25 protein-coding genes and 2 riboswitches are annotated in these 24800 nt (G+C 67.4%); of the genes, 4 read left to right on the top strand and 21 right to left on the bottom strand.

Annotation, left to right across the window (positions count from 1 at the left end):
* The first annotated feature begins 42 nt into the window (after positions 1-42).
* Positions 43-1209 carry an MFS transporter gene (locus E8D38_RS01635; RefSeq protein WP_140625980.1) on the top strand — a complete coding sequence of 389 codons (1167 nt, stop codon included), beginning with the start codon at positions 43-45 and terminating at the stop codon, positions 1207-1209.
* A 7-nt stretch (positions 1210-1216) separates the two neighbouring features.
* Here E8D38_RS01635 and pyrC read toward each other — a convergent pair whose 3' ends face one another.
* The 9 genes from pyrC to E8D38_RS01680 form a co-directional block, all read right to left on the bottom strand.
* On the bottom strand, positions 1217-2260 hold the full coding sequence (gene pyrC / locus E8D38_RS01640; RefSeq protein WP_140625981.1) for a dihydroorotase: 1044 nt from the start codon (positions 2258-2260) through the stop codon (positions 1217-1219).
* 30 nt (positions 2261-2290) lie between these two features.
* Positions 2291-3283: a catalase family protein gene (locus E8D38_RS01645; protein ID WP_140625982.1), complete on the bottom strand. Its 993-nt coding sequence runs from the start codon at positions 3281-3283 to the stop codon at positions 2291-2293.
* A gap of 53 nt (positions 3284-3336) precedes the next feature.
* The gene (locus tag E8D38_RS01650; RefSeq protein ID WP_140626174.1) at positions 3337-4071 is read right to left on the bottom strand and encodes an amino acid ABC transporter ATP-binding protein; all 735 of its coding nucleotides are present in this window, start codon (positions 4069-4071) and stop codon (positions 3337-3339) included.
* Positions 4072-4093: 22 nt separating this feature from the next.
* Positions 4094-4786, bottom strand: coding sequence for an amino acid ABC transporter permease (locus tag E8D38_RS01655; RefSeq protein ID WP_181178887.1), 693 nt, complete (start codon positions 4784-4786; stop codon positions 4094-4096).
* Positions 4786-5529, bottom strand: a complete 744-nt coding sequence (locus E8D38_RS01660; RefSeq protein ID WP_140625983.1) for an amino acid ABC transporter permease — start codon at positions 5527-5529, stop codon at positions 4786-4788. Before E8D38_RS01660 ends, E8D38_RS01655 begins: the two co-directional genes overlap by 1 nt.
* A gap of 134 nt (positions 5530-5663) precedes the next feature.
* The gene (locus E8D38_RS01665) at positions 5664-6566 is read right to left on the bottom strand and encodes an amino acid ABC transporter substrate-binding protein (protein WP_140625984.1); all 903 of its coding nucleotides are present in this window, start codon (positions 6564-6566) and stop codon (positions 5664-5666) included.
* Positions 6567-6676: 110 nt separating this feature from the next.
* Positions 6677-7576 (bottom strand): amino acid ABC transporter substrate-binding protein, encoded by a 900-nt coding sequence (locus E8D38_RS01670; protein ID WP_140625985.1) that lies wholly within the window; start codon positions 7574-7576, stop codon positions 6677-6679.
* A gap of 269 nt (positions 7577-7845) precedes the next feature.
* Entirely contained in the window at positions 7846-8769 is a 924-nt protein-coding gene (locus tag E8D38_RS01675) for a LysR substrate-binding domain-containing protein (RefSeq protein WP_140625986.1), read from the bottom strand.
* Positions 8770-8829: 60 nt separating this feature from the next.
* A complete protein-coding gene (locus E8D38_RS01680; protein ID WP_140625987.1) occupies positions 8830-9390 on the bottom strand; it encodes a YaeQ family protein in 561 nt (186 codons plus the stop codon).
* Between the two features lie 98 nt (positions 9391-9488).
* On the opposite strand from E8D38_RS01680, the gene E8D38_RS01685 reads away from it, so the two are divergent.
* Positions 9489-9671: a hypothetical protein gene (locus E8D38_RS01685; protein ID WP_140625988.1), complete on the top strand. Its 183-nt coding sequence runs from the start codon at positions 9489-9491 to the stop codon at positions 9669-9671.
* Positions 9672-9683: 12 nt separating this feature from the next.
* On the opposite strand, the gene E8D38_RS01690 is transcribed toward E8D38_RS01685, so the two are convergent.
* Entirely contained in the window at positions 9684-11558 is a 1875-nt protein-coding gene (locus E8D38_RS01690; protein ID WP_140625989.1) for an ABCB family ABC transporter ATP-binding protein/permease, read from the bottom strand.
* 40 nt (positions 11559-11598) lie between these two features.
* On the opposite strand from E8D38_RS01690, the gene E8D38_RS01695 reads away from it, so the two are divergent.
* Together E8D38_RS01695 and E8D38_RS01700 are read left to right on the top strand one after the other, a co-directional pair.
* Positions 11599-12018: an acyl-CoA thioesterase gene (locus E8D38_RS01695; RefSeq protein ID WP_140625990.1), complete on the top strand. Its 420-nt coding sequence runs from the start codon at positions 11599-11601 to the stop codon at positions 12016-12018.
* A gap of 24 nt (positions 12019-12042) precedes the next feature.
* Positions 12043-12127: riboswitch (glycine riboswitch) on the top strand.
* Positions 12128-12247: riboswitch (glycine riboswitch) on the top strand. It abuts the riboswitch before it with no gap.
* Between the two features lie 50 nt (positions 12248-12297).
* Complete coding sequence (locus E8D38_RS01700) at positions 12298-13554, top strand: D-amino acid dehydrogenase (protein ID WP_140625991.1); 1257 nt, start codon at positions 12298-12300, stop codon at positions 13552-13554.
* A 2-nt stretch (positions 13555-13556) separates the two neighbouring features.
* Here the strand turns inward: E8D38_RS01700 and E8D38_RS01705 are convergent, their stop codons facing one another.
* The 11 genes from E8D38_RS01705 to E8D38_RS01755 all read right to left on the bottom strand — a co-directional run bounded on the left by E8D38_RS01705 (position 13557) and on the right by E8D38_RS01755 (position 24578).
* A complete protein-coding gene (locus tag E8D38_RS01705) occupies positions 13557-14387 on the bottom strand; it encodes an SDR family oxidoreductase (RefSeq protein ID WP_140625992.1) in 831 nt (276 codons plus the stop codon).
* Positions 14384-15106, bottom strand: a complete 723-nt coding sequence (locus E8D38_RS01710; protein ID WP_140625993.1) for an SGNH/GDSL hydrolase family protein — start codon at positions 15104-15106, stop codon at positions 14384-14386. The genes E8D38_RS01705 and E8D38_RS01710 overlap by 4 nt, the downstream gene beginning before the upstream one ends.
* Before the next feature lie 14 nt (positions 15107-15120).
* Entirely contained in the window at positions 15121-15891 is a 771-nt protein-coding gene (locus E8D38_RS01715) for an enoyl-CoA hydratase (RefSeq protein WP_140625994.1), read from the bottom strand.
* A 29-nt stretch (positions 15892-15920) separates the two neighbouring features.
* Positions 15921-16781 carry an alpha/beta hydrolase family protein gene (locus E8D38_RS01720; protein ID WP_140625995.1) on the bottom strand — a complete coding sequence of 287 codons (861 nt, stop codon included), beginning with the start codon at positions 16779-16781 and terminating at the stop codon, positions 15921-15923.
* Positions 16782-16812: 31 nt separating this feature from the next.
* Positions 16813-17325 (bottom strand): DUF1569 domain-containing protein, encoded by a 513-nt coding sequence (locus tag E8D38_RS01725; protein ID WP_140625996.1) that lies wholly within the window; start codon positions 17323-17325, stop codon positions 16813-16815.
* Positions 17326-17409: 84 nt separating this feature from the next.
* Positions 17410-18606, bottom strand: coding sequence for an acetyl-CoA C-acyltransferase (locus E8D38_RS01730; protein ID WP_140625997.1), 1197 nt, complete (start codon positions 18604-18606; stop codon positions 17410-17412).
* Between the two features lie 2 nt (positions 18607-18608).
* Positions 18609-18983 (bottom strand): endonuclease domain-containing protein, encoded by a 375-nt coding sequence (locus E8D38_RS01735; RefSeq protein ID WP_246099305.1) that lies wholly within the window; start codon positions 18981-18983, stop codon positions 18609-18611.
* Between the two features lie 115 nt (positions 18984-19098).
* Positions 19099-21483 (bottom strand): 3-hydroxyacyl-CoA dehydrogenase/enoyl-CoA hydratase family protein, encoded by a 2385-nt coding sequence (locus E8D38_RS01740; protein WP_140625998.1) that lies wholly within the window; start codon positions 21481-21483, stop codon positions 19099-19101.
* A 40-nt stretch (positions 21484-21523) separates the two neighbouring features.
* Complete coding sequence (locus E8D38_RS01745; RefSeq protein ID WP_140625999.1) at positions 21524-21967, bottom strand: DUF2147 domain-containing protein; 444 nt, start codon at positions 21965-21967, stop codon at positions 21524-21526.
* A 44-nt stretch (positions 21968-22011) separates the two neighbouring features.
* Positions 22012-23799, bottom strand: a complete 1788-nt coding sequence (locus E8D38_RS01750; RefSeq protein ID WP_140626000.1) for an acyl-CoA dehydrogenase C-terminal domain-containing protein — start codon at positions 23797-23799, stop codon at positions 22012-22014.
* 44 nt (positions 23800-23843) lie between these two features.
* On the bottom strand, positions 23844-24578 hold the full coding sequence (locus E8D38_RS01755; RefSeq protein ID WP_425462737.1) for a TetR/AcrR family transcriptional regulator: 735 nt from the start codon (positions 24576-24578) through the stop codon (positions 23844-23846).
* Between the last annotated feature and the right edge of the window lie 222 nt (positions 24579-24800).

The raw sequence follows: 24800 nt of genomic DNA on the forward strand, positions 1-24800 counted from the left end.
TATTGCTCGAACGTTTTCGACTCGCTCGCCGCCCCGCCCGCCATGCGCCGCCCTTCGCTTGCCCCTGCCACTGCCGCCCGCCTGGCCATGGCGGTGATCTTCTTCGTCAACGGCGCGGGCTTCGCCAGCTGGGTGTCGCGCATCCCGGCGGTGCGGCAGGCGCTCGACCTCAGCGACGGCCAGCTCGGCACGGCGCTGTTCGCCATCGGCGCCGGCGCGCTGGCGGCCTTTCCGCTGGCCGGCCGCGGCTGTGCCGTGCTGGGCGCGCGCGCACTCACCGTGGCGTCCACCTTCATCTTCTGCTTCGCACTGCCGCACCCTGCCCTGGTAGGGGTGCTGTCGTCGTTTGCGGTCACGCTGTTCCTGCTGGGCGCAGCCAGCGGCGCCATGGACGTGGCGATGAATGCGCTGGCGGTGGAAGTGGAGGCCCGGGTGGGCAAGCCCATCATGTCGTCGCTGCACGGCATGTGGAGCGCGGGCGGGCTGGCGGGCGCAGGGCTCGGCGCACTGATGGCCCGGCTCGACGTGTCGCCGGCGGCTCACCTGGCCGCCACAGCGGCCGTGCTGGCGCTGGGCGCGGCTGCGGTGATGCACTGGCTGCCCCGCAGCGAACCCCGGCCGCAGGCCAAGGCGGAGCCGCGTTTCGCGCGGCCCGAGGCCGCGATGGCCGGGCTGGGCGGCATCGTCTTCTGCGCCTTCCTGATCGAAGGCGCCATGGCCGACTGGAGCGCGGTCTTCCTGCACGACAGCCTGGGCACGACCGCGGCGGTCGCAGCCGTGGGCTACGCCGTCTTCTCGCTCACGATGATGAGCATGCGTTTCGCCGGCGATGCGCTGGTGGCCCGCTGGGGCCCGGTGTCCCTGCTGCGCATCACCAATGCGCTGGCCGCCTCGGCGCTGGGCCTTGCGCTGTGGAGCGCCCATGCCGGCATCACCATGGTGGCCTTTGCGCTGGTCGGCCTGGGCGTGGCCACCGTGGCGCCGCTGGTGTTCGGCGCCGCGGCGCGGCGCGCGAGCCGCCGCCCGGGCCGCAGCGCCGGCCAGGGCATCGCGGCCATGGCCACCCTGGGGTATGGCGGCTTCCTGCTCGGGCCGCCCTTCATCGGCTGGCTGGCCGAAGCCACCAGCCTGCGCACGGCGCTGGTGTTGCTGGCGGTGCTGGCAGGCGTGATCGCCACGCTGACCCACCACCTGCGAGAACCGGCCTAGCGCAAGCTCAGTCGACCAGCTTCCAGGCCAGCGTTTCGCCGCCGCGCAGCGGCTTGAGGCTCGCTTCGCCGAAGGGCAGCGCCTCGGGCAGCGTCCAGCCTTCCTTCTTGAGCGTGACGGTACCGGTGTTGCGCGGCAGGCCGTAGAAGTCGGGGCCGTGGAAGCTGGCAAAGGCTTCGAGCTTGTCGAGCGCGCCCACCGCCTCGAACGCCTCGGCATACAGCTCCATGGCGCTCAGCGCCGTGTAGCAGCCGGCGCAGCCGCTGGCATGTTCCTTCAGGTGGGCCGGATGGGGCGCGCTGTCGGTGCCGAGGAAGAACCTGTTCGAGCCCGACGTTGCGGCGTCCACCAGCGCAAGCCGATGCTCCTCGCGCTTGAGCACCGGCAGGCAGTAGTAGTGCGGGCGGATGCCGCCGGTGAAGATGGCGTTGCGGTTGTAGAGCAGGTGGTGCGCGGTGACGGTGGCCGCCGTATGCGCATCGGCCTCGCGCACGTACTGGGCCGCGTCCTTGGTGGTGATGTGCTCCACCACGATCTTGAGTTCGGGGAAGTCGCGGCGCAGCGGGATGAGGTGGCGATCGATGAACACCGCCTCGCGATCGAATACGTCCACGCCCGGGTCGGTCACCTCGCCGTGCACCAGCAGCTTCAGGCCCGCGCGCTGCATGGCCTCGAGCGTGGCGTAGGTCTTGCGGATGTCGGTGACGCCGGCATCGCTGTTGGTGGTGGCGCCGGCCGGGTACAGCTTGAGCGCCACCACACCCGCGTCGGCCGCACGCCGGATCTCGTCCGGCGGAGTGTTGTCGGTGAGGTAGAGCGTCATCAGCGGCTCGAAGGCCAGGCCCTTCGGCACCGCCGCCTCGATGCGCTGACGATAGGCCAGCGCCTGTGCCGCGGTGGTCACCGGCGGCTTGAGGTTGGGCATGATGATCGCGCGGGCGAACTGGCGGGCGGTGTCGGGCACCACGGCCTGCAGCGCGGCGCCGTCACGCACGTGCAGATGCCAGTCGTCGGGGCGGGTGATGGTCAGGGAGGTGGGACTGCTGCTCATGGGCGCGGATTTTCTCACCCGCCCATGGCGTCAGGTCGCCTGGCGGCTGCGCTGGCTGTGGTAGTAGGCCACCTTGCGGGCGCGCATCACGTCGCCCAGCGGGCGGTGGTCCATCAGGCCGCTCCATGGGTCGAACATGGCGGCCTCGACCTCGGTTTCGAGCTGCCGGCCCGAATCGCCGTCGAGCGGCTGCACCGGGAGCGTGAGGCGGCCCACGGTGAGGTAGGGTGCGGCGGACTCGGGCCAGTCGACCGAGGCATCCTCGATCGGCGTCTGCGCCTCGTCGGTGAAGAACTGCAGCTGCAGCTCGTATTCGAGCGCCTCGCGCGCCACCCGGCGGCGCATGTCGGCGGCCCAGTCGCCCTTCGCCGCGGCATCGGGTGCCTGGCCGGGCGGCGGCGACAGTCGCACCCTCACCGCATACGGGCCGCAGGCCATCGGCAGCACGCTGTGGAAGGGCTCGGTCGCAAAGCCGCTGAAGGGCCGCGCCATGACGGCGCCGAAACGCGCGATGAAACGCAGCCCGCCGGCGAGTCCGTAGGCGGCGAACAGGTGCTTGATCAGCGCACCCTTGCCGCGCGAAGCGGCCAGCACGAGCGCCACGAATTCGTCGCTCTTCGCGAAGGCGAACGCGGTCTGGTTGATGAGCAGGAAGTCCTGCGAGCCCGCCTCGCCCGAGCCGAGGGCGCTGGGTCCGTGCACGCCGAGCACCTTGATCGCGAAGCCGCGGATGTCGGGCTCGCGGTCGGAGCCGCGGTCCATGCTGCCGTTGGACAGCCGCACCAGCGCCTCATGCACGCCGGGCCGTTCGAACAGGCCGTGCCGCGCATGCGAAGGCAGGCCGGGCAGCACCTCGAGGCTCGCACGCAGGGCCAGCAGCTGCTTGCGATGCAGTGCGCGGCCATTGCCATACCGGGCGCTCTTGCGCTGCTGCATCTCGTCGAGGTCGCGCGCGAACTGCGCATACCGCTCGCCTTCGCCCGGGCGGATGTCTTCCTTCCATGCAGTGCTCGGCTGTCCCATGGCGCGCGCCTCCTCGTCAGCCAAAAAAGAAGCTCCCCGCGGGGAGCCTTTCGTCAGTGCTGCAGGATCTTCGACAGGAAGTCCTTGGCCCGCGGCGAGCGGGCGTCGGGGTTGCCGAAGAATTCTTCCTTCTTGCAGTCCTCGATGATCTTGCCCTGGTCCATGAAGATCACGCGATGGCTCACCTTCTTGGCGAAACCCATCTCGTGCGTCACGCACATCATGGTCATGCCCTCGTGGGCCAGCTGCACCATCACGTCGAGCACCTCGCCCACCATTTCGGGGTCGAGCGCCGAGGTGGGCTCATCGAACAGCATCACGATCGGGTCCATGCTCAGCGCGCGGGCGATGGCCACCCGCTGCTGCTGGCCGCCCGACAGCTGGCCGGGGAACTTGTCCTTGTGGGCCATGAGCCCCACCCGGTCGAGCATCTTCAGGCCGCGCTTGGTGGCCTCGTCCTGGTTGCGGCCCAGCACCTTCACCTGCGCGAGCGTGAGGTTCTGCGTGACCGACAGGTGCGGGAACAGCTCGAAGTGCTGGAACACCATGCCCACGCGCGAGCGCAGCTTGGGGAGGTTGGTCTTGGGGTCGGACAGCGAGATGCCGTCGACCACGATGTCGCCCTTCTGGAAGGGCTCGAGCGCGTTGACGGTCTTGATGAGGGTGGACTTGCCCGAGCCGGAGGGCCCGCACACCACGACCACCTCGCCCTTGTTGACGACGGTGGTGTTGTCGGTCAGCACCTGGAAGCTGCCGTACCACTTGCTGACGTTCTTGATTTCGATCATTGCGGACATGTTGTGGTCCTTCTTAGCGAATGATGGCGATCTTCTTCTGCAGGCGCTTGACCAGCATGGACAGGCTGAAGCAGATGATGAAGTAGACGACCGCTGCGATCAGGTAGCTCTCGACCGGCCGGTTCAGGTTCTTGGCGGTGAGGTCGAAGCCCTTGAGCAGGTCGTAGGCGCCGATGGCATAGACCAGCGAGGTGTCCTGGAACAGGATGATGGTCTGCGTCAGCAGCACCGGCAGCATGTTGCGGAAGGCCTGCGGCAGCACCACCAGCTGCATGGTCTGGCGGTAGCTCATGCCCACCGCGTAGCCTGCGTACACCTGCCCCTTGGGCACCGACTGGATGCCGGCCCGCATGATCTCGGAGTAGTAGGCCGCCTCGAACAGCGTGAAGGTGATGACGGCCGACAGCTCAGCCCGATGGTTCGCACCCCAGGTGCCGGCGATGGCGCTGTAGAAGCCGCCCGGAATCAGCAGAAAGAACCACAGGATCACCATGACCAGAGGCACGCTGCGCATGGTGTTCACATAGGCCGCCGCCGGCAGCACAAGCCACTGCTTGCCCGACAAGCGCATCAATGCCAGCAGTGTGCCGATCACGATACCGCCGACCATCGCAACGAGCGTCAGCTGAATCGAGAAGAACAGCCCCTTGAGGATGAAGTTCTGGATGATGTCCCAGTTCAGGAAACCGAAATCGAGGTTCAGCATCACTTGCCCCCCCCGATCATTCCCGGCACTTGCAGCTTGCGCTCGATGAACACTGCTACACGATTGATCGCAAACGCGGACACGAAGTACATCGCAGTCACGACGAGGTAGACCTCGATGCCGCGCGACGTCTCCTCCTGCAATTGCATGGCGATCCAAGCCAGTTCCGTGATGCTGACGGCGAAGGCGGCGGCGGAGTTCTTGATGATGTTCATCGACTCCGACGTCAGAGGCGGAATGACGATGCGAAACGCCATCGGCAAGAGCACGTACCGATAGGTCTGCGGCAGGGTCAGGCCGATCGCCAGGCCTGCATAGCGCTGCCCACGGGGAAGACTCTGGATTCCGGCTCGAACCTGCTCTGACACACGTGCGGACGTGAAGAAGCCGAGCGCGAACACCACAAGCACGAAGCTCGGCACGCCATGCAACGGCGGGAAGATCTCCGGAAATACGTGGTACCAGAGGAATATCTGGACCAACAACGGAATGTTGCGGAACAGCTCTGTCCAGGCGTCTCCAAACAAGACCAACCACTTGTTGGGAGTTGTGCGGAGAATGCCCACAAGCGCGCCGAGCACCAGCGCAACAATCAACGCCAGCCCCGAGACGGACAGCGTCCATCCCCAGGCCGACAACATCCAGTCGAGGTAGGTGATATCACCACCACTGCCGAAGCAGCGTGGCACCTGCTCGCCACTAATGGTGTCCCTGCAGAACACCTGCCAATCCCAACTGCCCAAGGCCGCCTCCGTCGTTCGTCGAGTTATCGCCGGGTGGGTAGAAAAGGAACGCGGCGGACGGTGCCGCCGCGTCGATGAGCTTAAGCAAGCCCCAGGCCAAAAGCCTCAGGGCTTACGCGCAAGAAAGGCGAGCCTTACTTCTTGGCGTACTCTTCCATCGGCTTGTCGTTGGGGTTCGCCCAGGCCGCCTTGGTGGCCTCGGACAGCGGCAGGCCCACCTTGGTGTTGGACGGCGGGATCGGCTGCATGAACCACTTGTCGTACAGCTTGGCCAGCGAGCCGTCCTTGATCTGGGCCTTGATGCTGTCGTCCACGGCTGCCTTGAAGGCGGGGTCGTCCTTGCGCATCATGCAGGCGATCGGCTCGACCGACAGCACCTCGCCGACGATCTTGAAGTCCGCCGGGTTCTTGGACTTCGAGATGTTGCCGGCGAGGATCTGGCCGTCCATCACGAAGGCGTCGGCGCGGCCCGACTCCAGCAGCAGGAAGCTGTCGGCGTGGTCCTTGCCGAACACTTCCTCGAAGTTCACGCCGCCGGCGCGCTCGTGCTTGCGCAGCGTCTGCACCGAGGTCGTGCCGGTGGTGGTGGCGACCTTCTTGCCGTTCAGCTGGGCGATCGAGGTGATGCCGGAGTTCGCCTTGGTGGCGATGCGCACTTCCTCGACGTAGGTGGTCACCGCGAAGGCCACGTCCTTCTGGCGCGCGGCGTTGTTGGTGGTGGAGCCGCACTCGAGGTCGACGGTGCCGTTCTGCACCAGCGGGATGCGGTTCTGAGACGTGACCGGCTGGTACTTGACGTCCAGCTTGGGCAGGCCGAGCTTCTTCTGCAGGTCGGCCACGATGCGGTTGGCCATTTCGGTGTGGAAGCCGGCGTACTTGCCGTCACCCAGCGTGAAGGCCAGAGCGCCCGAGGACTCACGCGTGCCGATGGTGATCGAGCCGGTGTCCTTGATCTTCTTCAGCGTGTCGGTGGCTTGCGCGTATGCCGTGCTCGAGGCGACGGCGGCGACAGCCAGGGCCAACAGGGTCTTCTTCATGAGAGCTCCTTCAGTGGATGGATGGGTGAAGAAACAACGGGATTCTAGGGAGCCGGGGATACGTGGAACCACTTAGTACGACCCCCGGGACAAAAGGAAATCGCAGTCTGTCAGTAGGGCACCTGGTCGCTGGGGTACTTCCAGAAGTCCTTGAGCAGGTAGCTCATCGGCAGGTTCAGCGAAGTGTTCTTGGGCGGGATGGGCTTGGCGAACCAGCGCTCATAGATGGCATAGGCCTCGCGGCTGTTGACGAGGCGCTTCATCTCGTCGTCGACGATCTTCTTGAATTCGGGGTCGTCCTTCGGGAGCATGATGGCCAGCGGCTCGATGGTGAGGAACTTTCCCACCACCTTGAGCTTGCCCGGCTCCGGGCGCCCGGCGATGAGTCCGAACAGCAGCACGTCGTCCATCACGAAGCCGTCGGCCTCGCCTTTTTCGACCATCTCGACCGCGCGCGAATGGTCGGGGGCCTCGAGCACCTCGATGCGCAGCAGCCGCTCGCGGTTGGCCGCCTCCACCGCCTTGAGCGGCGTGGTGCCCTTGGTCGACACGAGCTTCCTGTTCTCGAACTGCTGCAGGTCCTCGATGCCGCTGTCGGCCCGCACCATGTAGCGCGCCCCGGTGATGTAGTGCGGCACGGTGAACGCCACCTTCTGGCGGCGCTCGGCGTTGTTGGTCGTCGAGCCGCATTCGAGGTCCGCCTCGTGGGCAACGATGGTCTCGATGCGGTTGGCCGGCGTGACCATCCTGAATTCGACGCCGAGCGCCGGCATTTCGAGTTTCTTGCGCACGGCTTCGGCCACCTTCAGGCACAGGTCCACGGCATAGCCCACAGGGCGCTTGTTGGCATCGAGGTATGAAAACGGCACCGACGATTCGCGGTGGGCAATCACGAGCTTGCTGCCACCGGCCTTGAGCCGGTCGGTCACCGGCCCGGCCTGGGCACCGAGCGAAGACAAGAGGGCCAGGCAGGCGGTCAGGCGGAACATCCAACGACGGGAAATGTGCATTTGAACTCCATGCATCAAATAGGGGTGCGGTAGAGCACAACCCGTGCCGGAGCGCCTGCTGCTGCCGTTGCTGCGGCAGGCACCGGTCGCCGCCGATGTTCACGAAACTGTCACCTCGCTGTTACTGGCGGCGGGACTGTACGCACCGGGCCGTCGAGCGGCTAATGCTGTTTGAACGCGGGGTCATGCATCGAACGCATGACACATCAGGGTTTGTACGGGGTGTGCTAGCGAGCGATTGTGCGCTGGCCAGCAGGCCGCCGGAGGCCTCAAACCCGTGCGTTTTGCAGGAAATCCCAAAGTGCCTGCACGCCGGCCTTGGTGTGCCGGGCGGACTCCGGGCGTTCGCGGTAGATCCGCACTTCCATGGACACATCGAAGCCTGCGCCGTCGGGCGCGGCCAGCACCAGCTTGCGGCTGCGCAGCTCCTTCTTCACCGAGCTCGCCGGCAGGAAGGCCAGCCCGTGGCCTTCGAGCGCCATCGCCTTCAGGCCCTCGGCCATGTCGGTCTCGTAGATGGCGTCGAGCTGCAGGGGGCTCGCGGCCTGCTTGACGATGAGCTCGACCAGGCGCCCGAGGTAGGCGCCGCTCGCATAGGCCAGGAAGGGAATGCGCTCGCTCGGGCGCCCCGGCAGCTTGAACAGCGGCACGCCGTCGGCGTTGGCCTTGGCATACGGCGCCAGCGTCTCGTGCCCCAGGCTGCGCATCTCGTAGCGTTCGGGGTCGAGCTGCAGCGGCTGCGAAGGGTGGTGGTAGGCGATCAGCAGGTCGCAGCTGCCTTCGGTCAGGCGCATCACCGCGTCGTGCACGTTCATCGCGATGAGGCGGGTCTTGACCGGCCCGAAGTCGCGCTTGAGGCCCAGCAGCCAGTGCGGGAAGAACGCGAACGCCAGCGTGTGCGGCACGGCGAACTCGATCATGTCCTGCCCGGCCACCTGGTGGCTGCGCATCATGTTGCGGGTGGTCTGCAGGTTGCCGAGGATCTCGAGCGCCTGGGCCAGGAAGGTTTCGCCGGCCGGCGTGAGCCGCGTCGGGTAGGACGACCTGTCCACCAGGTCGGCGCCGGCCCAGGCTTCCAGCGCCTGGATGCGTCGCGAGAACGCCGGTTGGGTGACGTGGCGCAGCTGGGCCGAACGCGAGAAGCTGCGCGTTTCAGCCAGGCTGACGAAGTCTTCGAGCCATTTGGTTTCCACGCGCGGAAGTGTAACAAGGGGCTCCCGGCCGGCACCTTGCCGTCGCCAGCCCTGCCCGCATCAGGCCTTGCCGGCCTTCCATTCGGCCAGCTCCACGCTCACCGAGTCGTCGCCGTCGCCGCCGATCCAGACCTGAGCGTCCTGCACCGTCACCTGCAGCCGCATGGTGCGCCGGGCCAGGCCCGCCAGCGCCTTGCTGTGTTCCTCGGCCAGATGCAGCACGCGCAACCGCTCGAGCTTCTCGAGCTCGCGGCGGTTCTGCTCCCACCAGACCTCGGCCGCACGGCCGAAGGTGATGAGCACCAGCTCGCGCGTACGGTGATGGGCCTTGCGCAGCAGCTTCTCGTCGGGCTGGCCCACGTCGATCCACAGCTCGATCTCGTCGACCAGGTTGCGGCGGTAGAGGTCCGGCTCGTCGTTGTCGGTCATGCCGTTGCCGAAGGCCAGCGGATGCTGGTCGTCGCCGGCCGCGAACAGTGCGTAGGCCAGCAGCCGCACCATCAGGCGCTCGTCGTTCTCGGACGGGTGCTGGGCGATGGTGAGGGCATGGTCGCCGTAGTAGCCGCGGTCCATGTCGGCGATCTGCAGATCGGCCTTGTAGATGGTTGCCTTCAGAGCCATGAAAGGTGGGGGATCGGTCGGTAGTGGTTCGCCGCACATTGGACCAGACGATGCGACCGGCTACCATGCGCTGACTGCCTGAAGGAAAGGAGAGCTCTTTGGCCACGCCGAACTATTCCTACGAGAAGCGACAACGCGAGCTCGCCAAGAAGAAGAAAAAAGAAGAAAAGCTCAAGAAACGGGCCGAGCGCACGACGGGCAGCGGCGACGCTGCCGAGGGCGAGGCGGCATCCCCCGACGCCCCCGAAGGCCAGCCGCCGGCCGATCAGCCTCCCGAATAGCCGCCGCCTGCGCTACAGCGGCGGCGTCGCCACGGCCGCCGCACTGCCGGCCGCCACGGCCTCGGCGGCCGGCGCCCCGGCCTCCTGCAGCCGCCACATCTGGGCATAGCGCCCGCTGCGGGCCAGCAGGCTCGCATGGCTGCCGCGTTCGACGATGCGGCCCGCCTCCATGACCAGGATCTCGTGCGCATCGACCACCGTCGACAGACGGTGCGCGATCACCAGCGCCGTCTTGTTGCGCGCCGCCGATTGCAGCTCGGCCTGGATGGCGCGTTCATTGGCCGAATCGAGCGCCGAAGTGGCCTCGTCGAACACCAGGATCGGCGGGTTCTTCAGCAGCGTGCGGGCGATCGCCACCCGCTGCTTCTCGCCGCCCGACAGCTTGAGCCCCCGTTCGCCGACGATGGTGTCGTAGCCCTTGGGCGTGGACGCGATGAAGCCGTGGATGTGGGCCGCCCTGGCCGCCGCCTCCACCTGCTCGCGGCCGGCGCCCGGCTGGCCGTAGGCGATGTTGTATTCGATGGTGTCGTTGAACAGCACCGTGTCCTGCGGAACGATGCCGATGGCCCGGCGCACGCTGCCCTGGGTCACCTCGCGCAGGTCCTGGCCGTCGATCGTGATGCGCCCGCCCTGGACGTCGTAGAAGCGGAACAGCAGCCGCGCAAGGGTCGACTTGCCGGAGCCGGACGGCCCGACCACCGCAACCTTCCTGCCGGCCGGGATCTCGAAGCTCACGTCATGGAGGATGGGGCGGTCGCGCTCGTAGGCGAAGTCGACATGTTCGAAGCGCACCGTGGCGCCTTCGATCCGCAGCTCGGGCGCGCCCGGCTTGTCGGCCACCTCGCGCTCTCGCTCCAGCAGGCCGAACATCTTGTCGAGGTCGGTCAGCGCCTGCTTGATCTCGCGGTAGATCACGCCCAGGAAGTTGAGCGGGATGTACAGCTGGATCATGAAGGCGTTGATCATCACCAGGTCGCCCAGCGTCAGCGTGCCGGCCACGACGCCTTCGGTGGCGCGCCACAGCATCGCGATCAGCGCGGTGGCGATGATGAGCTGCTGCCCCGTGTTGAGGACGGACAGCGTGGTCTGCGACTTGAGCGCGGCCTTGCGCAGGCGCTCGAGGCTTTCGTCGTAGCGCCGGGCCTCGAAGCTCTCGTTGTTGAAGTACTTGACCGTCTCGTAGTTGAGCAGCGAATCGATGGCGCGGGTGTGCGCCTTCGAGTCGAGCTCGTTCATCTGCTTGCGGAACTGGGTGCGCCACTCGGTGACCGTGATGGTGAACGCGATGTAGAGCACGAGCGCCGCTGCGGTGATCCAGGCGAACAGCGGATCGAACTGCAGGGCCAGCAGGGTGAGCACCAGCCCCACCTCGATGAGCGTGGGGAAGATGCTGTAGAGCGAATACGAGATGAGCGTGTGCACCGCGCGCGTGCCGCGTTCGATGTCGCGCGTCATGCCGCCGGTCTGCCGCTCGAGGTGGAAGCGCAGGCTGAGTGCGTGCAGATGCTGGAAGGTCTCGAGCGAGATGCGCCGCGACGCGCCTTCGGTGGCCTTGGCGAACACCAGCTCGCGCAGTTCGGTGAACAGCGACGTGGACAGGCGCAAGGCGCCATAGGCCACCAGCAGCCCGACCGGCACCACCAGCAGCGCCTGCGCCGAACCGGGCGTGATGCTCAGCGAATCGACCAGCTTCTTCAGCAGCACCGGCACGCCCACGTTGGCCAGCTTGGCCGCCACCAGGAAGGCGAGCGCCACCGCCACCCGCAGGCGGTAGTGCCACAGGTAGGGCAGCAACCGGCGCAGGGTGGCCCAGTCCGAGCGGGGCTTGGGAGGCTGTGAGGAACTACCGGCCTCCCCTTCGGGCAGGCTCATGGCGACGCGGCGCATCGTGGAAGAATCGCGGGGTTGTTTTGGGGAAGTAAAGCGTATGGCCGAGTTTTCAACCACCGCCCTGCTGGTGCCGGACAGTTTGCCGCAAGGCATGGAGCTCGTCATGCGAGTGGCGCCGATGCCCGCCGACGCCAACGGCAACGGCGACATCTTCGGCGGCTGGATCATGGCGCAGGTCGACCTGGCCGGCTCGGTGCAACCGGCGCGCATTGCGCGCGGGCGCATCACCACCGTGGCGGTCAACCAGTTCGTGTTCAAGCAGGCCGTGTCGGTGGGCGACCTGCTGAGCTTCTATTCGAAGGTCGAGCGCATCGGCAACACCTCGATCACCGTGCATGTGGAGGTGTTTGCCGAGCGCAACCCGGCCGCGCCGCAGCTGGTGAAGGTGACCGAAGCCAACCTCACCTACGTGGCGATCGACCGCGAAGGCAAGCCCCGCCCGATCCCCAGGGAGTGAGCGGTCTCGGGCGCGTGCTATCCTCGCGCCCGTCCAGGAGAAGCGGCCCGCGTGCCCTACCGAAGGCGTATCCCTCAGAACGCTCAGGTTCAATGACTGGACCTTCCGATTTCGAACAGCTGGAGAGCGCCGCGCGGTTTCGCAAGCAGCCGTGGCGGCCGCCGAAGGGGCAAGCGGCCATCGAGGCGATGGCAGCGAATCTCTCAGGCAAAAGGACAGCGAGGGCCGGTGAACCGCAGGGCGGTTCACCGGCCCTTTCGCTTTCCTGGAGTCTGAAAGATGAAAGTCATCGTCCTGGGTGCCGGCGTGATCGGCGTGTCCACCGCCTGGTATCTCTCCAAGGCCGGCCATGAAGTCACCGTGCTCGAGCGCAATGCCGGCGCTGCGCGCGAAACCAGCTTCGGCAACGGCGGCCAGATCTCGGTGAGCCATGCCGAGCCCTGGGCCAACCCGGGCGCGCCGTGGAAGCTGCTCAAGTGGCTGGGCCGCGAGGATGCGCCGCTGCTGTTCCGCCTGCGGGCCGACCCGGCGCAATGGCGCTGGGGCCTGCGCTTCCTGCTGGAGTGCCTGCCCTCGCGCTCGCGGCACAACATGATCCAGCTGCTCAACCTGGGCACCTACAGCCGCGCCAGCCTGCAGGCGCTGCGTGCCGAAACCGGCATGCAGTACGACCACCTGGAGCGCGGCATCCTGCACTACTACACCAGCCAGCAGGAGTTCGATGCGGCGCAGGAGCCGGCGCGCATCATGCGCGAGCTGGGCTGCGAACGGTCGGTGATCGATCGCGACGAGATCGTGCGGCTGGAACCGGCGCTGGCGCACATCGCACCGAAGCTGGTGGGAGCCACCTACACCGCCGCTGACGAATCCGGCGACGTGCACCTGTTCACCACGCGGCTGGCGGCGCTGTGCGAGGCGCGCGGCGTGCGCTTTCGCTACGGCGTGCGGGTCCAGCGGCTGCACCAGGCAGGCGCGGAGCTGAGCGGCGTCGAATTCGCCGCCGAAGACGGCCGCTACGAACTCGCCACCGCCGACGCCTACGTGCTCGCGATGGGCAGCCACAGCGTGCAGTTCGCCAGCCAGCTGGGCGTGCCGCTGGCCATCTACCCGGCCAAGGGCTACTCGGCCACGCTGCCGGTGCTGGACGATTCGAAGGCCCCGCAGGTGAGCCTCACCGACGACGAATACAAGCTGGTGTTCTCGCGGCTGGGCAACCGCCTGCGGGTGGCCGGCACGGCCGAGCTGAACGGCCACGACCTCTCGCTCAACCGGGTGCGCTGCGAAGCCATCGTGAAGCGCACGCTGGAGATCTTTCCCGGCGTGAGCCGGCCGGAGCTGGCGAGCTACTGGGCGGGCCTGCGGCCGGCCACGCCGGGCAACCTGCCGTACATCGGCCAAAGCCGTATCGGCAAGCTGTTCCTCAACACCGGACACGGCACACTCGGCTGGACCCACGGCGCAGGCTCGGGCCGCGCGCTCGCCGAGATCATCGGCGGGCGAAAGCCTGAGGTCGACTTCGCGTTCTGCGGCGCCTGAAGTCAGTCCACGAAGAAGTCGGGGATGAAGTCCTTCGTCCCCGGCACCACGCTGTAGGGCTCCAGGTCGGTGATGCCGTGCTTCGCGAGCACCTCGTCGTCGATGAAGAAGTTGCCCGTCGTCGCCTTCGCGTCGCTGGTGAGGATGAAGTAGGCCGCATCGGACAGGATCTCCGGCTTGCGGCACAGCTTCACGTCCACCCCCGGGATCATTTGCAGCGCGGCGGTGGCGATCGCGGTGCGCGGCCACAGCGAGTTGACCGCGATGCCGTAGGGCCGGAATTCGCCCGCATGGCCCAGCGTGCATTCGCTCATGCCGTACTTGGCCATGGTGTAGGCGACATGGTTCTTGAACCAGTGCTCGCGCATCGACAGGGGCGGCGACATGTTGAGCACGTGCGGGTTGCGGCCCTTCTCGGCCGCCTTCTGCAGGTGCGGCAGGCAGGCCTGGGTGCACAGGTAGGTGCCGCGCACGTTCACGCCGAACATCAGGTCGAAGCGCTTCATCGGCGTCATGTGGGTGGGCGTGAGGCTGATCGCGCTGGCGTTGTTGACCAGGATGTCGATGCCGCCGAAACGCTCCACCGTGCGGGCCACCGCATCCAGCACCGAGGCCTCGTCGCGGATGTCGCCCGCGATCGGCAGCGCCTGGCCGCCGGCAGCCTGGATCTCCTCCGCCGCCGAGTAGATGGTGCCCGGCAGCTTGGGGTTGGGATCGGTGGTCTTCGCGATGATGGCGACGTTGGCGCCGTCGGCCGCGGCACGCCTGGCGATGGCCAGGCCGATGCCGCGCGAAGCGCCGGTGATGAACAGGGTCTTGCCTTTGAGGCTCATGGTCTGGTCTCCTCCAAGAGTTGCTGGACGATGAATGCGGCGATGGCTTCGCCGCACACGCGGTACACCTCGGGTCCGGGGTGGAAGCCGTCGCGGGCCATCACGTCGGGCGTGAGCCGCAGGTCGATCGGCACATGGCTCACGCCCTGCTGGCGCGCCGCCCAGGCGGCCTGGGCTGCGTCGAGCCGGCGCGCGTCGCGTCCGATCACCGCGCGCAGCGGCTGGGGCAGCAAGGGGAATTCATGCATCGGCGGCAGCGGCGCGAACACCACCTGCGCCACGCCGGCCCGCTCGCGCAGCTGGCGCACGAGTTGGTCGCGGGCCAGCAGTGCACGGTGGGGCGGCAGCTGCTCGACCACGTCGTTCACGCCGAGCACGACCACCGCGATGTCGGCCCGGTGCACCGGCGTGTTGTTCAGCAACTCGCAAGCGGCCGGGGTCGACACACCGGAGCGCGCAACCAGCTGCCAGTGCACGCGGCGCCGGCCGTCCGTTGCGATGGCGCGAGTCAGGTGGCCCGCGAAGGCCTCGTCCTGCGTGTCTGCGCCGACGCCCGCGCCGGACGAGTCACCCACGATGAGCAGGCGCAGCGGAGCGCCCTGCCCGACCGCACCTTCGCGGTCGCCTGCCGCCTCGGCCAGCGCCACCGCCCGCTGCCGCGCTCCACGCGCCTGCCACAACAGCAGCGGGCCGAGCGCGATCTTGGCGAGCAGGGTCATGCCGGCGCCCCTTTTCAGAGCTTCGAGAAGTCCGGCTTGCGCTTCTGCATGAAGGCCGTCATGGCCTCGCGTGCCGCCGGCTCGCGCAGCATGCGGGCGAAGTGGTCGCCTTCGGCATCCATGCGGCTGGCGGCCTCCTGCAGGCCCTGCTTCATGAGCGCCTTGGTGACCCGGATCGAACCCGACGGCTTGGCGGCCAGCTTGGCGGCCTGGGCCTGCGCATAGGCGTTCACCTCGCCCGGCGGCAGCACGCGGTTCACGATGCCGATCTCGGCGGCTTCTTCGGCATAGAACGGTTCGCCCAGCAGGAGCTTCTCGGCCGCGCGCTGGTAGCCCAGCAGCTGCGGCAGGAGGTAGCTGGAGCCGGCCTCCGGGCACAGGCCCAGGTTCACGAACGGCAGGCTGAAGGCGGCGTTGTCGCCGGCGTACACCAGGTCGCAATGCAGCAGCATCGTGGTGCCGATGCCCACGGCGGCGCCGCACACGGCCGCGACGATGGGCTTCGGGAAGGACTGCAGGGTGTGCAGGAAGCGGAACACCGGCGCCTCGTCACGTGCATCGGCCGAGGGCGGCGCGGCCAGGAAGTCCTGCAGGTCGTTGCCGGCAGTGAAGATCTGCTCATGGCCCTGGATCACCACGGTGCGCACCGCATCGTCTCCGGCGGCCTCCTTGAGCGCGTCGGCCAGGGCCGCATACATCGCCTGGGTGATGGCGTTCTTCTTGTCGAGGCGATTGAAGGTGAGCGTGAGCACCGCGTTCTCGAGGTGCACGAGGATGTCGGACATGGTCGTCTCCAGGGGAAAAGCTGTTGTGTTCAAACGGCGGCCGAGGCGCCCAGCCAACGGGGCACCTGCGGCCACAGGGCCGCCTGCATCTTGTCGCGGAAGAAGCCGAAATGGCCGATGCGCTGCACGCCCAGCGCCTGCGGCTTCACCGTCTCGAAATGCACCGGCGCGCCCGCATACAGGCTGTGCAGGCGGCGCACGCCGCGGTCGGTCATGTATTCATCGTCGGGAAAGATCAGCGCCGTGATGGGCGTGCGCACCTGCGCATATTGCGCCCGCACCGCCTCGCCTTCGCTGCCCACGTAGTCGGGGTGCATGCACCAGCGGCGCCACTGCAGCATCACGCCGGCCGGCAGGTTGCCCACCTTCTTCAGCCGCTTGCCGGGGAAGTAGCCGCTCAGGGCGATGGAGACCGGCGCCACCACATGCCACAGCCACCAGGCGTAGTAGCGCAGCGGCCTGGCATTGAGCCTGGCATAGCCGGAGCCCGAAGCCACGGTGAGCACGCGCTCGAAGCGGTGCCGGTTGGGCAGCAGCCCGAAGATCTGCCCGCCCAGGCTGTGACCCACATAGCTCATCGGCAGGCCCGGGTGGCGCTGCGCCGCGGCTTCCACCACGGCCGGCAGGTCGCGCTGGGCCCAGTCATGGATGTCGGCCTTGAAGCCCTTCAGGGACGCCGGCGCCGAGTCGCCCATGCCGCGGTAGTCGAAGGTGACGACCGCCATGCCCTGCTGGGCGAGCCAGCGCGCGAAGGGCTCGTAATAGGCCTGGCGCACCCCCATCGCCGGTGCGATGACCACGAGCCGCGAGGCCGGCCCCTGCGCGGGGCCGAACGACTGAGCCTGCAGGCGCTGGCCGTCGGTGGTGAGCACTTCGAAGATCTGCTGCATGGTCATCGTCTCCTCGTGGGCGGGGCGTCGATCAGGCGCGCACCACTTCCTGCCAGTGGTTGGCCAGGTGCATGAGGTGGGCGCGGGTGTAGTCGGGCTTGTCGAGCTCGCCATAGGCGAAGTGCGGGCGCAACACGCCGTTGTAGGCCTCGAAGTCGCGCAGCGCCTTCAGCACCCGTTCCATGGCGGTGGGCAGCGCATCGGGCGCCGACAGCGCAGGCGCACCGGGGATCGGCTCGTCGAGCGAATGGTTCATCGCGCCGCGCGCCTTGAAGACCGCGAAGGCCGCTGCGCCTACCGTATGCCGGAACAGCGCCGGCTTCATTTCTGGAAAGCCGCTCATCGAGAACTCGATGCTCTGCGCCGCATGGTCGAGCATCTGCGCGAGCGACCAGGCGCCGCTCGAGCGCCAGCCCGAGGCCAGCCCTTCGATCGCCTGGCGGGCAGCCGCCAGGTCGGCGAAGCCCTTCACGTCGGCCGCCGCGCAGCCCGCCAGCGGCGCAGCGGCTGCGGCCATCAGCACGTCCCGCCTGCGCATGCCCATGCCCTTGTCCCTCCACAAATGACCCGGGGCCGCCAGCACCGGAAGTGATGGCGGCCCCGTGTTGTCGTCAGCCGGGTGAACCGATCAGACGCGCTCGAAGATGCCGGCGGCGCCCTGGCCGGTGCCGACGCACATGGTCACCATGCCGTACTTCAGGTTGTGGCGGCGCAGCGCATGCACGACGGTGGCGGCGCGGATGGCGCCGGTGGCCCCCAGCGGGTGGCCCAGCGCGATGGCGCCGCCCATCGGGTTCACCTTCTTCGGGTCCAGGCCGACGCTGTTGATGACGGCCAGCGACTGGGCCGCGAACGCCTCGTTCAGCTCGATCCAGTCGATCTGGTCCTGGGTGAGGCCGGCGTACTTGAGCGCGGCCGGGATGGCCTCGATCGGGCCGATGCCCATGATCTCGGGCGGCACGCCGCGGGCGGCGAAGCTCACGAAACGGGCCAGCGGCTTCAGGTCGTACTGCTTGATGGCCTTTTCGCTGGCCAGGATCAGCGCACCGGCGCCGTCACTGGTCTGCGAGCTGTTGCCGGCGGTGACGCTGCCCTTGGCGGCGAACACCGGCTTCAGCTTGGCCAGGCCCTCGAGCGAGGTGTCGGGGCGCGGGCCTTCGTCGATCTCCACCGTGCGGGTCTTGACCACCTGCTCGCCGGTGGCGAGGTTGGGCACACGAGACACCACCTCGATCGGCGTGATCTCGTCCTTGAACTCGCCGGCGGCGATGGCCTTGAGCGCGCGCTGGTGCGACTCGAGCGCGAAGGCGTCCTGCGCCTCGCGGCCCACCTTCCACTGCGCAGCCACCTTCTCGGCGGTGAGGCCCATGCCGTAGGCGATGCCGACGTTCTCGTCCTTGGCGAACACCTCGGGGTTGAACGAAGGCTTGTTGCCGCCCATGGGCACCAGGCTCATCGACTCGGCGCCGCCGGCGATCAGCACGTCGGCCTCGCCCACGCGGATGCGGTCAGCGGCCATCTGGATGGCGGTGACGCCCGAGGCGCAGAAACGGTTGACGGTGACCCCGCCCACCGGGTGCGAGAAGGCCAGCGCCATCGCGATGCGTGCCATGTTCATGCCCTGCTCCCCCTCGGGGAAGGAGCAGCCGATGATGGCGTCCTCGATCGCCTTGGGGTCGAGCGAGGGCACCTGGGCCATCGCGCTCTTCACCGCGGCGACCAGCAGGTCGTCGGGACGCGTGTTCTTGAAGTAGCCGCGGCCGGAACGTCCGATCGGGGTGCGCGTGGCGGCGACGATGTAGGCGTCTTGAACTTGCTTGGCCATGTCTAGGCTCCTGTTGATTCAGCTCCCTCTCCCGCCGGCGGGAGAGGGTTGGGGTGAGGTTGGGCGGCTTCGGCGATGACCTGAAGAACGCCTTCAAGGTTGGACAGGACTTCGTTGTTCCAGAAGCGGAGCACGTGCAAGCCGCAAGACTCGATGACTTGCGTCCGCAGGTCGTCTCGCCGCACGGCATCGCATTGGGCGTGCTGGCCGCCGTCGATCTCGACGGCGAGGCGCGCTTCAATGCAGGCAAAGTCCAGCACGTAGCCTTCGAGCGGATGCTGGCGGCGGAACTTGAGGCCGCCAAGTTGCCTTGCGCGCAACTTGCTCCACAACAGCGCTTCAGCGTCGGTGGAGGACCGGCGCAGAGCACGTGCCACCCTCACCCCTGCCCTCTCCCGCGCGCGGGAGAGGGAGTTGTCGGGCGCACCTGCCCCCTCTCCCGCCTGCGGGAGAGGGTTGGGGTGAGGGTGCATGGAAGCCATCTGCTGCAACTCAGTTGCGAACGGGCTTGCCCGTCTGCAGCATGCCCATGATCCGTTCCTGGCTCTTCGGGTGCTCCAGCAGGCCGCAGAAGTGCTTGCGCTCCAGCGCCATCAGGTATTCCTCGGTCACCAGCGAGCCGGCGTCGACGTCGCCGCCGCACACCACGTCGGCGATCAGCGAGCTGATGTGGAAGTCGTGCTGGCTGATGAAGCCGCCGTCGCGCATGTTGGCCAGCTGGCCCTTGATGGTGGCGATGGCATTGCGGCCGGCCACCGGGAAGGCAGCCCTGGCCGGGGCGCCGTAGCCCGACTCGAACATGGCCTTGGCCTGTTGCACGGCGACGTACAGCAGTTCGTCCTTGTTCGGCACGATCACGTCGCTCCACAGCAGGTAGCCCAGCTTGCGGCTTTCGATCGCGCTGGTGCCCACCTTGGCCATCGCGGCGGAGGTGAAGCCGTCGATCAGGAACTTCTGGATGTCGGCGTTCGCATTGCCGGCGGCGGCCATCTCGGCGGCCCGGCGGGCGATGTAGGTCAGGCCGCCCGCACCCGGGATGAGGCCCACGCCCACTTCCACCAGGCCCACGTAGCTTTCCATCGCGGCCACGCGGCGGGCCGAGTGGATGGCCAGTTCGCAGCCGCCGCCCAGGGCGATGCCGCGGATGGCCGAGACCACCGGCACCGTGGCATAGCGGATGCGCAGCATCGCGTCCTGCAGCTTCTTCTCTTCAGGGGCGATGCCCTTGGCGCCCTTGGCCATGAACACCGGCATCAGCGCCTCGAGATTGGCGCCGGCCGAGAACACGTCGTCCGGCGACCAGATCACCAGGCCCTTGTAGCTCTGCTCGGCCAGTTCCACCGCCTTCAGCAGGCCTTCGGTGACGGTCGGGCTGATGAGGTGCAGCTTGGCGGTGATGCTGGCGATCAGCACTTCGCCGTCCAGCGTCCACACGCGCACTTCGTCGTTCTTGAAGACTTCGGTGCCGGCCTTCAGCGGCTCGACGGCGCCTGAGCCCGACACGTTTTCCGGGAAGTACTGGCGCTGGTAGACGGCCAGGCCGCTGCGCGGCACGTAGGCGCCCCTGGCCGGCGACCACGAACCTTCGGCGGTGTGCACGCCGGTGCGGCCGTCGAACACCCAGGCCGGCAGCGGCGCCTTGCTGAGCGCCTTGCCGGCGTCGATGTCTTCCTTGATCCAGTTGGCCACCTGCTGCCAGCCGGCCTCCTGCCACAGCTCGAACGGACCCTTCTGGGTGCCGAAGCCCCAGCGCATCGCGAAGTCCACGTCGCGCGCGGTCTCGGCGATGTCGGCCAGGTGCACCGCGGCGTAGTGGAAGCCGTCGCGCAGGATGGCCCACAGGAATTGCGCCTGCGGGTTGGTCGATTCACGCAGCAGCTTCAGGCGCTCGGCCGGGGCCTTCTTGAGCATGCGGCCCACGATCTCGTCGGCCTTGCCGCCGGCGGGCACGTACTCGCCCTTGGCCGGGTCCAGGCGCAGGATGTCCTTGCCGACCTTCTTGTAGAAGCCCGCGCCGGCCTTCTGCCCCAGCGCGCCCTGCTCGATGAGCTTCGCCACCACGGCAGGCGTGCCGTAGGTGGGGAAGAACGGGTCGTCGGCCAGGTTGTCCTGCAGCGTCTTGATGACGTGGGCCATGGTGTCCAGGCCCACCACGTCGGCGGTGCGGAAGGTGCCCGAGCTGGCGCGGCCCAGCTTCTTGCCGGTGAGGTCGTCGACCACGTCATAGGTGAGGCCGAACTTCTCGGCCTCGATGATGGTCGCCAGCATGCCGGCGATGCCCACGCGGTTGGCCACGAAGTTGGGCGTGTCCTTGGCGCGCACCACGCCCTTGCCGACGGCGGTGGTGACGAAGCTCTCGAGCTGGTCGAGGATCTGCGGCTGCGTGGTGGGCGTGGGGATCAGCTCCACCAGGTACATGTAGCGCGGCGGGTTGAAGAAATGGATGCCGCAGAAGCGCGGCTTGATCTCTTCGGGCAGCGCCTCGGACAGCCTGGTGATCGACAGGCCCGAGGTGTTGGACGCCACGATGGCGTGCGGCGCGATGAACGGCGCGATCTTCTTGTAGAGATCGAGCTTCCAGTCCATGCGCTCGGCGATGGCCTCGATGATGAGGTCGCAGTCCTTCAGCTGCTCGAGGTGCTCTTCGTAGTTGGCCTGGCCGATCAGCGCGGCGTCTTCGGGCACGCCCAGCGGGGCCGGCTTCAGCTTCTTGAGGTTGTCGATCGCCTTGCTGACGATGCCGTTCTTCGGGCCCTCTTTCGCGGGCAGGTCGAACAGCACGACCGGCACCTTCACGTTGACCAGATGGGCGGCGATCTGCGCGCCCATCACGCCGGCGCCGAGCACGGCGACCTTGCGGACTTGGAATCGACTCATCGTTGTTTCTCCAGGTATTCGTTGGAACAGGCGCCGGCGGTCACTCGACCCGCACCCAGGTTTGCGTGCGGTAGAACGGGCCGATGTAGCCGCGCATCTCAAGCTTCCTGCCGCCCTCGACCGGCTTGAGCCGCGTCTTGTAGGTCTTGCCGTTGTTCGGATCGAGGATCTCGCCGCCGGTCCAGGCTTCCTTGTCCTCGGCGTCCTGCTTCACGTTGCGGATGATGGTGAGCCCGACCACCGGCTGACCCTTGCGCGCATCGGTGCACTTGTCGCACTTCGCGTCCTGGTTCTTCGGGTCGAAGATCTTCTCGATCCTGCCGCTGAGCACCCCACCGCTGTCGGTGATGCGCACCAGCGACTTCTCGGTCTTGCCGTCGTCGTCGATGGTCTTCCACAGGCCCACCGGCGTGTCCTGCGCAAAGGCGGCACCGCCGGCGGCGAGCGTGAAGCTCAAGGCAAGGCAACGAACCACAGCTCTCATGGCGTCTCCCTTCGGTTGGATGCGAGCGAACGCGACGGCGAGGCTCAGAACAGCGCCTCTTCCATCTCGAGCGGCTTGAGGCCGGCGCGGGCGGTGCGGATCAGGCTCGCGGTCTCGGGCAGCAGCTTGGCGAAGTAGAAGCGGGCGGTGGCGAGCTTGGCCTTGTAGAACGGGTCGCCGCTGTCCTGCTTGGCCAGGGCCACCTTGGCCATGCGGGCCCAGAAGTAGGCGAACACCAGGTGGCCGCACACGCGCAGGTAGTCGACCGCGGCCGCGCCCACTTCGTCGGCGTTGCCCATGGCCTTCATGCCGATCTCCATGGTGAGCTTGGTGACCTTGTCGCCCAGGTCGGCCAGCGGGTTCACGAACTCCTGCATGTTCTCGTTGACGCCTTCGTCCTCGACGAACTGCTGCACGATCTTGCCAAACTTCTTGAGTTTCGCGCCGTTGTCGGCCAGCACCTTGCGGCCCAGCAGGTCCAGCGACTGCACGGTGTTCGTGCCCTCGTAGATCATGTTGATGCGGGCGTCACGGACGTACTGCTCCATGCCCCACTCCTTGATGTAGCCGTGGCCGCCGAACACCTGCATGCAGTGCGACGTGGCCAGCCAGCCGTTGTCGGTGATGAAGGCCTTGATGATGGGCGTGAGCAGGGCCACGATGTCGGCCGAGTCGCGGCGCACGTCCTCGTCGTCGGTGGCGAGTTCCTTGTCGAGCTCCAGCGCGGTGTAGATCGCCATCGCGCGGCCGCCTTCGGCGAAGGCGCGGGCGGTCAGCAGCATCTTGCGCACGTCGGGGTGCACGATGATCGGGTCGGCCGGCTTGTCCGGCGCCTTGGGGCCTGACAGCGAACGCATCTGGATGCGGTCCTTCGCATAGGCCACCGCGTTCTGGTAGGCCACTTCGGTGAGGCCCAGCGACTGGTTGCCCACGCCCAGGCGGGCTGCGTTCATCATCACGAACATCGCCTGCAGGCCCTTGTTGGGCTGGCCCACCAGCGTGCCGACCGCGCCTTCGAGCACGATCTGGGCGGTGGCGTTGCCGTGGATGCCCATCTTGTGCTCGAGGCCGGCGCAGTACACCGGGTTGCGCGCGCCCAGCGAGCCGTCCGCGTTGACCACGAACTTCGGCACCACGAACAGCGAGATGCCCTTGCTGCCCTCGGGCGCGTCCGGCAGGCGGGCCAGCACCAGGTGCACGATGTTCTCGGCCAGGTCGTGTTCGCCGGCAGAGATGAAGATTTTCTGGCCGGTGATCTTGTAGGTGCCGTCGGCCTGCGGCTCGGCCTTCGTGCGCAGCATGCCGAGGTCGGTGCCGCAGTGCGGCTCGGTCAGGCACATGGTGCCGGTCCATTCGCCGCTGGTGAGCTTGGGCAGGTAGGTGGTCTTCTGCTCGGGCGTGCCGTGCGCATGCAGCGCCTCGTAGGCACCGTGCGACAGGCCGGGGTACATGGTCCAGGCCTGGTTGGCCGAGTTCAGCATCTCGTAGAAGCACTGGTTCAGCGTGACCGGCAGGCCCTGGCCGCCGTATTCCGGGTCGCAGCTCAGCGCCGGCCAGCCGCCCTCGACGTACTTGGCATAGGCCTCCTTGAAGCCCTTGGGCGCCTTCACCTCGTGCGTGGCCTTGTCGAGGGTGCAGCCTTCCTCGTCGCCGCTCTGGTTGAGCGGGAACACCACTTCGGCCGCGAACTTGCCGCCCTCTTCGAGCACGGCGTTGATGGTGTCGGCATCGACCTCGGCGTGCTTGGGCAGCGCCTTCAGTTCGTCAACCACGTTCAGCACTTCGTGCATCACGAACTGCATGTCACGCAGCGGCGGGGTGTAGGTGGCCATGAAAACTCCTGGTCAGGCTGGTCGATGTGAAAAGGTAAAAAGCGTCAGCGGCCGCTGTTCTTGGCCGGCTTGGCTGCGGAGGTCTTGCGTGCAGGCTTGGCCGTGATCGACGTCACCGTGGCATTCGGCGTGCCGTCGGTCACCTCGGTGGCGAGGATGCGGTCGAAGCCCTTGTAGGCCCGGTCGATGGCGCCGGGGTTGCGCATGAACCGCGCGTCGTGGTGCAACGCGAGGATCAGGCCGTGGATCTCGAACAGGATCTGCATCGCGTCGGCATCGGGCTTCAGGTGGCCTTCCTCGATGGCGATGCGGATGGCGCGCTCGAGCGCGCGGTGCCAGGCGCGCACCATGCCGGCCAGCGCATCGCGCACCGGGCCCGGCCGGTCGTCGAACTCGACCGCACCGCTGATGTAGATGCAGCCGGAGTCGATTTCGACGGACACACGCTTGACCCAGCGGTCGAACATGGCGCGCAGGCGCGGCAGGCCGCGCGCCTCGCGCACGGCCGGGTAGAAGACTTCTTCCTCGAACTTGGCGTGGTACTCGCGGATCACCGAGATCTGCAGTTCCTCGCGCGAGCCGAAGTGGGCAAACACGCCCGACTTGCTCATGTGCATCATTTCGGCGAGCGCGCCGATCGACAGGCCTTCGAGGCCGATCTGCGATGCCAGGCCCAAGGCCGCCTCGAGGATGGCGGCGCGCGTCTGCTGGCCCTTTTGCAACCCGCGGGTCTCGCGGGCTGCCTTGACGCTGATGACGTTGCTGTTGGGCGGTGGCACGGTGATGCACAAATAAAACGAACGGTCGTTCTATTTTGCAGAAATCCGTGTCAGCGGTGTTGGGCGTGCGAGCCTTTTTCTAGAGCCTGTTGCCTAGAGGCCGCAGCAACTGCGTCGCGGGACCTGAGGAAAACCCTTAGCCGGTTCCGGCGTTCGCCGGGAGAGATCCTGACGCGCCGGTGCAATGTAGCGCCGCCACCCGGCGACGCAAGTCGGTCCATC

Origin of the sequence: Methylibium rhizosphaerae (genome assembly GCF_006386545.1) — a bacterium.
GTDB lineage: Bacteria > Pseudomonadota > Gammaproteobacteria > Burkholderiales > Burkholderiaceae_C > Pseudorivibacter > Pseudorivibacter rhizosphaerae.